At 67.0% G+C, this 13908-nt stretch carries 8 protein-coding genes; 6 read left to right on the top strand and 2 right to left on the bottom strand.

Annotation, left to right across the window (positions count from 1 at the left end):
• The first annotated feature begins 20 nt into the window (after positions 1–20).
• From EPN59_RS03960 to aroG, 4 genes are all read left to right on the top strand, one after another.
• Entirely contained in the window at positions 21–4421 is a 4401-nt protein-coding gene (locus EPN59_RS03960; protein WP_293037005.1) for an AsmA-like C-terminal region-containing protein, read from the top strand.
• Positions 4422–4550: 129 nt separating this feature from the next.
• Entirely contained in the window at positions 4551–5390 is an 840-nt protein-coding gene (locus tag EPN59_RS03955; protein WP_293037007.1) for a carbon-nitrogen hydrolase family protein, read from the top strand.
• A gap of 117 nt (positions 5391–5507) precedes the next feature.
• Positions 5508–7001: a metalloprotease TldD gene (tldD, locus tag EPN59_RS03950; RefSeq protein ID WP_293045590.1), complete on the top strand. Its 1494-nt coding sequence runs from the start codon at positions 5508–5510 to the stop codon at positions 6999–7001.
• Between the two features lie 432 nt (positions 7002–7433).
• Entirely contained in the window at positions 7434–8507 is a 1074-nt protein-coding gene (gene aroG, locus EPN59_RS03945) for a 3-deoxy-7-phosphoheptulonate synthase AroG (protein ID WP_293040893.1), read from the top strand.
• Positions 8508–8633: 126 nt separating this feature from the next.
• Here the strand turns inward: aroG and hmpA are convergent, their stop codons facing one another.
• Positions 8634–9839, bottom strand: a complete 1206-nt coding sequence (gene hmpA, locus EPN59_RS03940; protein WP_293045588.1) for an NO-inducible flavohemoprotein — start codon at positions 9837–9839, stop codon at positions 8634–8636.
• A 181-nt stretch (positions 9840–10020) separates the two neighbouring features.
• Positions 10021–10602, bottom strand: a complete 582-nt coding sequence (locus EPN59_RS03935; RefSeq protein ID WP_293034530.1) for a cob(I)yrinic acid a,c-diamide adenosyltransferase — start codon at positions 10600–10602, stop codon at positions 10021–10023.
• Between the two features lie 178 nt (positions 10603–10780).
• On the opposite strand from EPN59_RS03935, the gene EPN59_RS03930 reads away from it, so the two are divergent.
• Both EPN59_RS03930 and EPN59_RS03925 read left to right on the top strand, forming a co-directional pair.
• A complete protein-coding gene (locus EPN59_RS03930; RefSeq protein ID WP_293034531.1) occupies positions 10781–12196 on the top strand; it encodes an FAD-linked oxidase C-terminal domain-containing protein in 1416 nt (471 codons plus the stop codon).
• Positions 12197–12268: 72 nt separating this feature from the next.
• A complete protein-coding gene (locus EPN59_RS03925; protein ID WP_293034532.1) occupies positions 12269–13762 on the top strand; it encodes an FAD-linked oxidase C-terminal domain-containing protein in 1494 nt (497 codons plus the stop codon).
• The last annotated feature ends 146 nt before the right edge of the window (positions 13763–13908 follow it).

Raw genomic sequence — 13908 nt, 5'->3', positions numbered from 1 at the left:
CACACCGCACCCGCAGCAGCATGTCCGAGCGAAACGATCCCGCCGGTCCGCGTCAAACCGGACATGCCAGCCGGACACCCCCGGATGCGCCCGCGCACCATCACCCGGTGCTTCGCCACACGCTGCGCGTGCTCGCAGCGGTTGCGCTCGTCCTCTATTTCATCGTCGCCGCGCTGCTGCTCGGGCTGCGCTACATCGTGCTGCCGCAGGTCGACAATTTCCGGCCGCGCATCGAAGCCCTCGTCTCCGGGAAGATCCACGCCGATTTCCGCATCGGCAAGCTCGCGCCGCACTGGCTCGGCTTCCAGCCCGGCATCGACATCACCGGCCTCACGATCCGCGACCGCCACGGCGCCATCGCGCTCAACGTCCCGCACGCCACCGCGACAGTCTCGTGGCGCTCGCTCGTGAGCTTCGAGCCGCTGCTGTCGAGCGTCATCGTCGAGCGTCCCGACGTGCTGCTCGCCCGCGAGGACGACGGCACGCTCACGGTCGCGGGCGTGCCCGTGCCGACCGCCCACACGGGCAACGCCACCTTCACGACCTGGCTCATGCGCCAGCAGGCCATCGTGCTGCGCGGCGGCACGCTGCGCTGGCACGACGCGACGCGCAACGCGCCCGAACTCGCGCTGCACGACATCCGCCTCGCGATTCTCAACGACGGCTACGACCACCGCATCGCGCTCCAGGCGCCGAGCGAGGGCACGGTGTTCCACGGTCCGCTCGACTTCCGCGCGCACTTCACGCATGCGCGCTACTCGCAGGCCGGCAAGCCCGCCGACTGGAGCGGCAACGCGTACCTCTCGACCGGGCCGGTCGATCTGCCGACGCTCGCCCGCTACGTCCACCTGCCGATCGCCACCTTCGCGGGCCGCATCGACAACGCGATCTGGGCGCACTTCGGCTCGGGGCGGCTGATCTTCGCGAACGGCGTGCTCGACGGCACCGACATCGCGTTGCAGGTGCGCCCGACCCAGCCGCGCCTCGATTTGCCGGTCGCGCACTTCGGGTGGCGCGTGGGCGCGGGCGCGGAGCCCAACGACTTCACGCTGCAACTGCGCGATTTCCACGCGGAACTCGGCCAGCCGCCGCTCGGCGACGGCACGCCGCTCGTGCGCACGCTCGCGCTCACGACGCTCGACGGGCGCTTTCGCCAGCAGTCGCTCCAGCACGGCCAGTTGCTGAGCGTGTCGGGCGACCGCATCGACCTCGGCATCCTCGCCGAATTCATGCGCGCGCTGCCGCTGCCGGGCCGCGTGCTCGATGCGCTGCTGCGCTTCAATCCGCAGGGGCTTGTCGCCGACTACGACCTGGCGCTCGAGCGCGCCGCGCCGCAATCGGGCGAAGCCGTCGCCGAGCAGCGCGCAAAGGGCATCGAGCCGGTGATCCGCTACCGCTTCAAGGCGGACCTTCAGGGCATCAGCGTGGCGGCCCAGGAGCCGGGGCCGGGCCTCACGCCGCACGGCCACCCGCGCGCGGGCCTGCCCGGTTTCGAGAACCTCTGGGGCCATATCGACGCCGACGAAAAGCACGGCACGATCCGGCTCGACGCCGCGAGCGCCGCCGTGACGCTGCCGGGCGTGTTCGACAATCCGCGCCTCACCTTCGACCGGCTCTACGGCGCGGCGAAGTGGACGGTCGCGGACCAGCGCAAGCCGGGCGACACGCACAAGGGGTTCGAAGTCGATGTCTCCAGGCTAGGCGTCGAGAACGAAGACGCGAGCGCGACGATGACGGCGCGTTACGAAAATCCGGGCCACGGACGCGGCACGCTCGACCTGAAGGCCGATTTCGCGCGGGCGCAGGTCAAGGCGATTCCGCGCTACCTGCCGACGAGCATGAACGAGCACACGCGCAACTATCTCGGCCATGGTCTGCAAGCGGGCATCTCGCGGAGCGCCACGATCGTGGTCCACGGCGACCTGGCCCAGTTCCCCTATTCGCGCGTGCCCGATGCGGGCCAGTTCCGCATCGTCGCGCCGTTTACCGGCGGCCGCTTCGACCCCTCGCCGTTCCCGCCGCACAGGATGCGCAACGGCATGCCGAGCGTGTGGCCCGCGTTCACCGACATCGACGGCGTGTTCCGGCTGCAGGAAAACAAGCTGCGCTTCGACGTCGCGCGTGGCCGCTATCGCAGCTTCGTGTTGCGCGACGTGAACGGCCGCATCGACGACCTCGGCACGAAAGGCTCCGATCTCGTCATCGCGGGCAATGGCCGCGGGCCGCTCGCGGACCTGCTCGACTACGCGAACAAGAGCTCGCTTGGCTACATGTCGAAGCACGTGGGCGAGAAGGTGCGCGCGCAAGGACCGGCGACGCTCGCGCTCACGCTGATCATCCCGCGCATACCGAGGCCGCCGGTGCGCGCCGAGGGCGCGATCGGTTTCGAGGGCAACCAGCTTGCGTTCGAGAACATCCCGCCGGTTTCGAACCTCACCGGGCGTCTGCGTTTCACCAACCGCAGCGCGCAGTCCGACCGGCTGACGGCACGTTTTCTCGGCGGCGCGCTGAGCGCGAATGGCGGGCTGCGCGAAAACGGCCGCTACGCGCTCAATGTGGCGGGCAACGTCGCCGTCGATGCCGCGCGCAGGCTGGATCTGCACGGCACGGCGGCGGCCGTGCTCGGCCGCATGAGCGGACAGGCGCCGTACACGCTCGCCGTGCGCGGCACGCGGGGCCATCTGCCGGACGTGAAGGCGAGTTCGGACCTGACCGACCTCGCGCTCGACCTGCCCGCGCCGTTCGGCAAGGCCGCCGGAACGCCGATGCCGCTGCGCGCCGAACTGCAGCCCGGCGCGGGCGACGGCAGCGACGCGGGAAATCCTGCGCCGTTCGAGCACGCGGACGTGACGCTCGGTCCGCTCGTCGCGCGCTACGTGCTGCGGCGCGCCCCGGGGCATGTGCCGGACGTGGTGCGCGGGGCGATTGCGATGAACCGGCCTCTGGAATTGCCTCAGGAAGGGGTGATCGCAGCCATCGACATGCCCGCCTTCGACGCCGATGCCTGGCGGCGCGTCGTGCTGGAGATTCGCGGGGCATCGGGCGTAGGCGCTTCGACTGCTGCTGGTGCTGGTGCTGGTGCTGGTGCTGGTGCTGGTGCTGGTGCTGGTGCTGGTGCTGGTGCTGGTGCTGGTGCTGCCGCTGGTGCTGCCGCTGGTGCTGCCGCTGGTGCAACTGGTACTTCGGGCGTGAACGCGGCTACGTCCGCCGCACCCGCAGACGCCGCTTCGTCAGCCGTCGCCCAGCTCATGCCGGGCGGCGCGTTCGCGCAATACGTGCCGTCGCGCTTCGCGGTCCACGTCGGCACGCTCACGCTGCTCAAGCGCCACTGGGAAAACGTCGTCGTCGGCGCCACGCGCAGCGGCCGGGACTGGCAGGCGAACCTCGCGTCGAACCAGGTCTCCGGCCACCTCTCGTGGAAACCCGGCGCCATCCCCGGATCGCCCGGCACGCTCGAAGCGCGCCTCGCACGCCTCGTCGTGCCCGCGGCCACCGAAAACGACCTGCTCGGCCAGGCGATCTCGGCGCCGGTGCAGAACATGCCCGCGGTCGACCTCGTCGTGAACCAGCTGATCGTGCGCGGCCACGACTTCGGCCGCCTGCAGGTCAACGCGCACAATTTCGACGAAAACGGCGTGCCGGTCTGGCAGCTCGACGCACTCGACATCACCAACCCGGCCGCGCACCTGAGCGCCACGGGGAACTGGCGCACGGTCGGCGACATCGGCCCGGACATGGAGATGCCGACGCCGCGCCGCACCGCACTCGACTTCCGCCTCGACGTCACGGACGCGGGCGCGCTGCTCGAACGCGCGGGCATGCCGGGCACGCTCAAGGGCGGCGAAGGCACGCTCTCGGGCAAGGTGGCCTGGCACGGCGGCCCGACGAAGATCGATTACCCGTCGCTCAACGGCAGCCTCGCGGCCGATCTGCGCCACGGCCAGATCCTGCGCGTCGATCCGGGCGTGGCGAGACTCCTCGGCGTGCTGAGCCTGCAGAGTGTCGCGCGCTTCGCGACCATGGATTTCCGCGACGTGATCGGCGAAGGCCTGCCCTTCACGAGCTTCACGGGAACGAGCCGGATCGAGGACGGCATCGGCCGCACCGACGATTTCAAGCTCGTCGCCGCACCGGCCCGCGCCCGGATGACCGGCACCGTGGATCTCGTGCACCAGACTCAGGATCTGCATGTTCATGTCGTGCCGACACTCAGCGCGGGCGCGGGGGTCATTGCGGCGGCGGTGGTCAATCCGGTGATCGGCCTCGGCGCCCTGGCCGCCGATATCGCGCTGTCCCGGACGATCGAAACGGCGTTCACGCTCGACTACACGATTACGGGGCCGTGGTCCAAACCGCACGTCGAGCGGCTGCGCGGCGATCAGGGTAAGATGAACCCGCTGACGCCCGCCACCGCGAAGTGATCCGCGCCGTAGCCGAGGCCGGGTGCCACGCCCGCCGTGCTGGCCGACGTGGCACCCGGCCTCGCCTGCCGTGCCAGCCATCCAGCCGCCTTGCGCGGCCTCGTTTCAGAGCCAGTTCAAGATCCGTCGATGAGTCTTTCCCCCATTTCGCCGTTTCGCGTCGCCGCACTGCAGATGGTCAGCACGCCCGAGCCCGAGCGCAATCTCGCCGAAGCCGGGCGCCTGATCGCCGAGGCGGCCGCAAACGGCGCGCAGCTCGTGTTGCTGCCCGAATATTTCTGCTTCATGGGCTACAGGGACAGCGACAAGCTGAAGGTCCGCGAGCCCTGGCGCGACGGACCGATCCAGCGTTTTCTCGCCGATATGGCGGCGCAACATCGGGTCTGGGTGATCGGCGGCACATTGCCGCTCCTCGCGGCCGGCCCGGCTCCGGACGAAAACCGCGTGCTCAACACGACGCTCGTTTTCGACCCGCGCGGCGAGGAAGTCGCGCGCTACGACAAGATCCACCTGTTCAGCTTCGAACGAGGCGCGGAATCGTACGACGAAGCGCGCACGATCCGCCCAGGCAGCGCGGTGCGCACGTTCGATGCGCCTTTTGGCCGTGTCGGCCTGTCCGTCTGCTACGATCTGCGCTTTCCCGAGCTGTACCGCCGCATGGGCGATTGCGCGTTGATGGTGGTGCCGTCGGCGTTCACGTATACGACGGGCCGCGCCCACTGGCAGACGCTGTTGCGCGCCCGCGCCATCGAAAACCAGTGCTACGTGCTGGCCGCCGCGCAAGGCGGGCAGCACGAGAACGGTCGCCGCACCTGGGGTCACAGCATGCTGATCGACCCGTGGGGCGAAGTGATGGACGTGCTCGACGAGGGCTGCGGCGTCGTGGCGGGCGACATCGACCTCGAGCGCATCGCCGCCGTGCGCGCCAGCCTGCCCGCGTGGCGGCATCGCGTGCTCGACTGCAACTGAGCGCACTGAAACGACAAAAACGACCAGACCAACGGCGCACCGGCAGCCCGGCTTGATAAAGCGGCGCCCCGCCCGAATCTACCCTATCGGACTTTCCATACCGCACGCATCGCACGCATGAACATCATCGAACCCGGCATCCCCCGAGGGGATTTCCTCCAGGGCGCTCGCAATCTGGCGACCGCGAAGGACCTGCTCCTCGCGCCCTACGGCCTCGACGAGGCGGTGCTCACGCGCACGCTCGGCGAGATCTTCACGCATCGCGTCGACTACGCCGACCTCTACTTCCAGACCACGCGCAGCGAAGCGTGGAGCCTTGAAGAAGGCATCGTCAAATCGGGCAGTTTCAGCATCGACCAGGGCGTCGGCGTGCGCGCCGTGTCCGGCGAACGCACGGCGTTCGCGTATTCGGACGACCTCTCGCCCGAGGCGATCCGCCAGGCCGCCATCGCCACGCGCTCGATCGCGAAGGCCGGCGGCGGCAAACAGAAAATCAAGGTGGCGACGTCGCTCAAGGGCGTCGCGGGCCGCGATCTGTATCTGCCGGCCGATCCGCTCAGCTCGCTCGAAGCCACCGAAAAGGTCAAGCTGCTCGAACGCGTCGAGCAGATGGCGCGCAGCCGCGATCCGCGCATCACGCAGGTGATGGCAGCGCTGGCGGGCGAATACGACGTGGTGCTCGTCGCGCGCAGCGACGGTGTGCTCGCGGCGGACATCCGCCCGCTCGTGCGCGTGTCGGTGACGGTGATCGCCGAGCAGAACGGCCGCCGCGAGATCGGCAACGGCGGCGGCGGCGGACGCTTCGACTACGGCTACTTCTCCGACGACGTGCTCTCGAAATACGTGGACGACGCCGTTCACGCGGCGCTCGTCAATCTGGAAGCGCGCCCGGCGCCTGCGGGCGCGATGACTGTCGTGCTCGGACCGGGCTGGCCCGGCGTGCTGCTGCACGAGGCAATCGGCCACGGGCTCGAGGGCGACTTCAACCGCAAGGGCTCGTCGGCATTCGCGGGACACATCGGCGAACGGGTCGCCGCGAAGGGCGTGACGGTCGTGGACGACGGCACGCTGCCGAACCGCCGCGGCTCGCTCAACATCGACGACGAAGGCAATCCGACGCAGTGCACGACGCTGATCGAAGACGGCATCCTGAAGGGCTACATCCAGGATTCGCTCAATGCGCGCCTGATGAAGATGCCGGTGACCGGCAACGCGCGCCGCGAGTCGTACGCCGCGCTGCCGATGCCGCGCATGACGAACACCTACATGCTCAACGGCGACAAGGATCCGCAGGAGATCATCGCTTCGGTGAAGAACGGCCTCTATGCGGTGAACTTCGGCGGCGGTCAGGTCGACATCACGAACGGCAAGTTCGTGTTTTCGGCCTCCGAGGCGTACATGATCGAGAACGGCAAGGTCACGTATCCGGTGAAGGGCGCGACGCTGATCGGCAGCGGCCCCGAGTCGCTCAAGTACGTGAGCATGATCGGCAACGACATGAAACTCGACTCGGGCGTGGGCGTGTGCGGCAAGGAAGGCCAGAGCGTGCCGGTGGGCGTCGGCCAGCCGACGCTGCGCATCGACCGCATGACCGTCGGCGGCACCGTTTGAGTCCATGCACGGTAACGCGGAAATTGTGCATCCGGATGCGAGAATTCCGCGTCTGGTTCACAATTACCGCGCGAATACCGCGTTTTTGCGCCGCACCACTTGTCAGTGTCAACTCGATCGGGTTATAAAGTCGGCTAACCTTTTCGACGAACCTCACGTTCCGGAACGCAGTCCGCCATGTTCGCCAACCAGTTTTACTTTAGCTTTTACTGGCATCTCAGACCGCTGGCGGATCGAGAGGGTTGATTGCACGTGCAAGACCCGAATACACGAAAAACCGCCAGCGAACCTGGCGGTTTTTTTTTACCCCGTATTTTTTGCCCGCATTTTTACCCAACACGCAACCGAGCAGCAATTTTCATCTAAACCGATTTCGCCGCAGGCCAAAGCTCGACCGCCGGCACGCTACGCACAGGATCAGGAGAAACCGCCATGCCCCCGCACAATACCGATGACGTCCGCATTCGGGAACTCAAAGAACTCACGCCGCCCGCGCACCTGATCCGCGAGTTCCCGTGCTCCGAGGCCGCATCGAACCTGATTCACGAGACGCGCGAGGCGCTGCACCGCATCCTGCACGGCATGGACGACCGTCTGATCGTCGTGATCGGCCCGTGCTCGATCCACGACACGAAGGCCGCGGTCGAATACGCCGAAAAGCTGCTGCCGATGCGCTCGCGCTTCGCGGGCGAGCTGGAAATCGTGATGCGCGTGTACTTCGAAAAGCCGCGCACGACGGTGGGCTGGAAAGGCCTCATCAACGATCCGTACCTCGACAACAGCTTCAAGATCAACGACGGCCTGCGCACCGCGCGCGAACTGCTCGTGCGCCTGAACGACCTGGGCCTGCCCGCCGCCACCGAATATCTCGACATGATCAGCCCGCAGTACCTCGCCGATCTGGTTTCGTGGGGCGCCATCGGCGCGCGCACGACCGAATCGCAGGTGCACCGCGAACTGGCTTCGGGCCTGTCGTGCCCGGTCGGCTTCAAGAACGGCACGGACGGCAACGTGAAGATCGCCGTCGATGCCATCAAGGCCGCTTCGCAGCCGCATCATTTCCTCTCGGTCACGAAGGGCGGCCATTCGGCCATCGTCTCGACGGCGGGTAATGAGGATTGCCACGTGATCCTGCGCGGCGGCAAAGTCCCGAACTACGACGCCGACAGCGTGAACGCCGCCTGCGCCGACATCGGCAAGTCCGGACTCGCCGCGCGCCTGATGATCGACGCGAGCCACGCGAACAGCTCGAAGAAGCACGAGAACCAGATTCCCGTGTGCGCCGAGATCGGCCGCCAGGTTGCGGAGGGCGACGAGCGCATCATCGGCGTGATGGTCGAGTCGCATCTCGTGGCGGGCCGCCAGGATCTGAAGGAAGGTTGCGCGCTCACCTATGGCCAGAGCATCACTGATGCGTGCATCGCCTGGGACGAAAGCGTGACGCTGCTCGAAGGGCTCGCGCAAAGCGTCAGGCTGCGCCGCGTCGCGCGCGGCAGCGGCAACTGAGCCGCGAATCCTCTTCACCCGGGTTGCGCCGGTGTTGCGCCGGTGTTTTGCCCGGCACGGCGATGAGATGTGCAAAAGCCCCGGCTCGCGCCGGGGCTTCGCTTTTTGTGCTGCTACAAACGGCGTTTAATCGAGCATGCCCGAGCCGAAGATCTCCGTATGGATGCGCTGCTCGTCGACGCCGCGCGCAACGAGCGCTTCACGCTGCTCGCGCATGAAGGCGACCGGGCCGCACAGATAGTAGTCGGCGTTGGGCACGAGCACGGCCTCTTCGATGCGGCCGATATCGAGCCGGCCCTCGAAGTCGTAATCGACGCCCGCACGATCCTGCGCGCCCGCCGTCTCGTAGAACACCGCGCGACGGAAGTTCGGATGGCCGTCGGCGACTTCGTGCAGCCAGTCGCGGAACGCATGAACGCTCGCATTGCGGCAGGCGTGCACGAAGGTGACGGGGCGCGTGTCGCTTTCGATCATGAGCGTGGCGAGCATCGACGCCATCGGCGTGATGCCGACGCCGCCGCTCATCAGCACGACCGGCGTGTCATTCGAGCGGTCGAGCGTGAATTCGCCCATCGGCGCGCTGACGTGAACGACGGTGCCGACCTCGACACCGTCATGCATGAGGTTCGAAACGTGGCCCGGCTGCGTATCGGCGCGGCCCGATTCGCGCTTGACCGAGATGCGCAGCCAGCGGCCGTGCGGCGCATCCGAGAGGCTGTACTGACGCGGCTGGTCGACGCCGAGCGTGTCGACGAAGCGCTTCACGCTCACGTACTGGCCGGCCTGGAAGCCGCCTGCGGACGACCCGTCGGCGGGCGCGAGATAGAACGACGTGATCTCGCTGCTTTCCACGTGCTTGCGGATCACCTTGAACGGACGGAAGCCGCTCCACGACGCGCCGTCGTACAGCTTCGCCTCGGTGCCGATCATGATCTGCGAGAGTTGTTCGTAAGCGAGCGTCCAGGCGTCGAGCGTCGGTTGATCGACGGCGTCGCCCAGCACGTCGACGACAGCGCCCAGCAGATGGCGCCCGACGATCGGATAGTGCTCGGGGCGGATATTCAGGCTCGCGTGCTTGTGAGCGATATGCGTGACCGCGCCGCCGAGCGCGCCCAGGTTGTCGATATTCGCCGCATACGCGTAGACGGCACGCGCAAGCGACTCGGACTGGCTGCCGCTTTGCTGATGCGTCTGGTTAAAGAGGTTCTTCAGCTCGGGATGCGCATTGAACATCCGCTTGTAGAAATGCTTCGTGATCGTGGCGCCGTGCTCGGCAAATACAGGTGCCGTGGCCTTGACGAGGGCCATCTGGTCGGCGGTAAGCGCAGTCATTCAGTTTCTCCGCGTGAAAGATGCGATTAGGATACTTCTTTGACATGGCTCAATATCAGGGCATTTTGTCGCACATGCCCTCACCCGCTCCGACCCCGACTATGCTAAGAGATTCACCCCTTTTTATCGGGGCACCTGAGCTGGCCTTCGACCCCACGCTTCAACTGAGCATTTCAACTCATCAGCCCGCCGATGCACCACGGTCGTGGTGCCAGTACACGTCGTCCCCACCGTTCACGCGATTGAGCACACGCGCCAGCACGAACAGCAGATCCGAGAGCCGGTTCACATAGCGGCGCGGCGTATCGGCAAGGGGCGCACCCTGTCCCGCCGATGCACCCTGCGCCCCCAGCGCGACCACAGCGCGTTCGGCTCGCCGGCACACGCTTCGGCACACGTGCGCGAGCGCTGCTGCGCGCGAGCCGCCCGGCAAGATGAATTCTTTGAGCGGCGGCAGCGCCGCGTTGTAGTCGGCCAGCCAGCCGTCGAGCCGCGCCAGATGCGCATCGGTCACGAGCGTGTGACCGGGAATGCAAAGTTCGCCGCCAAGGTCGAAGAGATCGTGCTGGATCGCAGTAAGTGCTGCGCGCACGTCGTCGGGCAGCGACTCGCAGAGCAGCACGCCGATCTGCGAATTGAGTTCGTCGATGTCGCCGATCGCAGCGATGCGCAAGTCGTCCTTGCGCACGCGGCTGCCGTCGCCAAGTCCGGTTGTGCCGTCGTCGCCGGTTCGCGTCGCGATCTTGCTCAGCCGATTGCCCATGATGTGTCCTCCTGAAACGTGTTTTACCGCGCCGCTGCGCGTGGCCGACATTATAAGTTTCGCCCGGTTTCGCCGGGTTTAGCTGCGTTTCGCGCTTGGCGGCAACGGCCGGGCGCAATCGTTCAGCGTAGAATGGCCCGGGCAGAGAACGACGTCTACACACGAAGGAAACCTCCGCATGAATCATCCTGCGCCGCCGGTAACCGCACGTCGGCCGTTCGCCACCGAACTCGTCGACAAGCTGCATGAAGCGTTAGGCAACCGCTTCTCCACTTCTGAAGCCGTGCGCGCCCACCATGGCCGCGACGAGTCGCGCTACGACCCGCAACTGCCCGATGCCGTCGTGTTCGCGAGCAGCACCGAAGACGTCCAGGCCGCGGTCAAGCTGTGCGCGCAGTATGGCGCGCCGATCATCCCCTACGGCAGCGGATCGTCGCTCGAAGGCCACCTGCTGGCCGTTGAGGGCGGCGTGTCGATCGACCTCGCGGGGATGAACCGCGTGCTGTCGATCAACGCGGAAGACCTCACGGCGACCGTCGAACCCGGCGTCTCGCGCAAGCAGCTCAACGATGCGCTGCGCGACACCGGCCTCTTCTTCCCGATCGATCCCGGCGCGGATGCGAGCATCGGCGGCATGTCCGCAACGCGCGCCTCCGGCACCAACGCCGTGCGCTACGGCACGATGCGCGAGAACGTGCTCGGCCTCACTGCCGTGCTCGCCGATGGCCGCGTCATCAAGACCGGCACGCGCGCGCGCAAGTCGTCGGCGGGATACGACCTCACTCGCCTTTTCGTCGGCTCCGAAGGCACGCTCGGCGTCATCACCGAAATCACCGTGCGGCTCTACCCGCAGCCGGAAGCGGTGTCGGCGGCGGTCTGCGCGTTTCATTCGATGGCCGATGCCGTGCGCGCGGTGATCGAGACGATCCAGACAGGCGTGCCGATCGCGCGCGTGGAGTTCATCGATTCGCTCGCCGTGCGCGCGATCAATCGCCATTCGAAATTGGCGCTGCGTGAAGCGCCTACGCTCTTCTTCGAGTTTCATGGCACGGCCGCGAGCGTCGAGGAACAGGCGCAACAGGTGCAGGAGATCGCCGCACACAACGGCGGCGAGGGCTTCGAATGGGCAACCCGCCCCGAAGAGCGCAGCTGCCTGTGGAACGCCCGCCACAATGCGTACTTCGCGATGCTGCAACTGCGGCCCGGCAGCCGCGCCGTGACGACCGACGTTTGTGTGCCGATCTCGCGCCTCGCCGAATGCGTGATCGAAACGGAAGCGGACCTGAAAACGTCGCCGCTGCTCTGCCCGATCGTCGGCCATGTGGGCGACGGCAACTTCCACGTGCTCATGCTGCTCGACCCAGGCAAGCCCGAGGAGATCGAGGAAGCCGAGCGGCTGAACCGCCGCATCGTCGAGCGCGCGCTCGCCATGGACGGCACCTGCACGGGCGAGCACGGCGTTGGGCTGCACAAGATGGATTTCCTTGTGGAAGAACACGGCGCCGATGCCGTCGACGCCATGCGCGCGATCAAGCACGCACTCGATCCGCATAACCTGATGAACCCGGGCAAAATATTTGCGTGGGCGGCCTGACAGGCCTGACCGTCCGAATAGCGAAAGCCACGGCCCGCCGCCCGGCGGCACGACAGACCAGCGGGAGGAGACATGGACGAACCGGCAGCAATGTCGCCGGAATTGCTCGCGCAGCGCCAGCGCGAAGTGGTACAGGCCTTGATGGCGGTACTGCCTGCGCACTGCCTGTTGTACCGGCAGGAGGACACGGTCGCGTACGAGTGCGACGGCCTCGCCGCCTACCGGCGCCTGCCGCTCGCAGTCGCCTTGCCGGAAACGGAATCGCAGGTGCAGCGCATCGTGCAGATCTGCCGCCGGCTCGACGTGCCGGTCGTGCCGCGCGGCGCGGGCACAGGTCTTTCGGGCGGCGCGATGCCGATCCGCCATGGCATCGTTCTCTCGCTCGCGCGCTTTCGGCGCATTCTCGAAGTCGACCCGTACGCGCGGACCGCGACGGTTCAGCCCGGCGTGCGCAACCTTGCGGTGTCGGAGGCGGCCGCCCCGTACGGGCTCTACTACGCACCCGATCCTTCGTCGCAGATCGCCTGCACGATCGGCGGCAACGTCGCCGAGAATTCGGGCGGCGTCCATTGCCTGAAGTACGGCCTCACCGTGCATAACGTCATGCGCGTGCGCGCGGTGACGATGGAAGGCGAAATCATCGAGTTCGGCTCGCTCGCGCCCGACGCGCCGGGACTCGACCTGCTGGCCGTGATGATCGGCAGCGAAGGCATGTTCGCGATCGTGACCGAAGTGACCGTCAAGCTGATCCCGCGCCCGCAGACCGCGCAGGTCGTCATGGCGAGCTTCGACGATGTCGTGACAGGCGGCGAGGCGGTCGCGGCCATCATTGCGGCGGGGATCATTCCAGCCGGTCTCGAAATGATGGACAAACCGGCCACACGCGCCGTGGAAGAGTTCGTGCACGCGGGGTACGACCTCGACGCGGCGGCGATCCTGTTGTGCGAGTCGGACGGCACGCCCGAGGAAGTCGCCGACGAAGTGGCGCGCACGACCGCCGTGCTGCGTCAGCACGGCGCGACGCGTATCCAGATCTCGCGCACCGAGGAGGAGCGGCTGCGCTTCTGGTCGGGCCGCAAGAACGCGTTCCCGGCGGCGGGCCGCATCTCGCCGGATTACTACTGCATGGACGGCACCGTGCCACGCCGCAGCATCGGGCCGCTGCTCGCGCGTATCCACGAGATGGAGACGCAATACGGATTGCGTTGCATCAACGTATTCCATGCGGGCGACGGCAACATGCACCCGCTGATTCTTTTCAACGGTAACGACCTCGACGAATGGCACCGCGCCGAAGCGTTCGGCGCGGACATCCTCGAAACCTGCGTCGAGCTGGGCGGCACGGTAACGGGCGAGCATGGCGTGGGCATCGAAAAAATCAATTCGATGTGCGTGCAATTCTCGCCGCAGGAGCGCGAAGCATTCCATGCCGTGAAACACGCGTTCGATCCCGCCGGACTGCTCAATCCCGACAAGGGCATTCCGACGCGCGCCCGCTGCGCCGAGTACGGCAAGCTGCGCGTACGCGGCAACCTGCTGCCGCATCCCGAGCTGCCCCGTTTCTGACGATCTGGCGCCCCGTTGCGCACGGCCACCGCTGTGCGCCGGGGCGTTTGGCTCACCGGGTTCGCCTGGTTCACCCGGAGCTACGGGTCCGCTCCGGGTTGCCAGCACGGGTCCGGTCAGTACAATCAAACGAACCACAACGAATA

It is taken from the genome of Paraburkholderia sp. (assembly GCF_004298475.1).
Lineage (GTDB): Bacteria > Pseudomonadota > Gammaproteobacteria > Burkholderiales > Burkholderiaceae > Paraburkholderia > Paraburkholderia denitrificans.
This window is presented reverse-complemented; position numbering and strand designations above follow the sequence as displayed.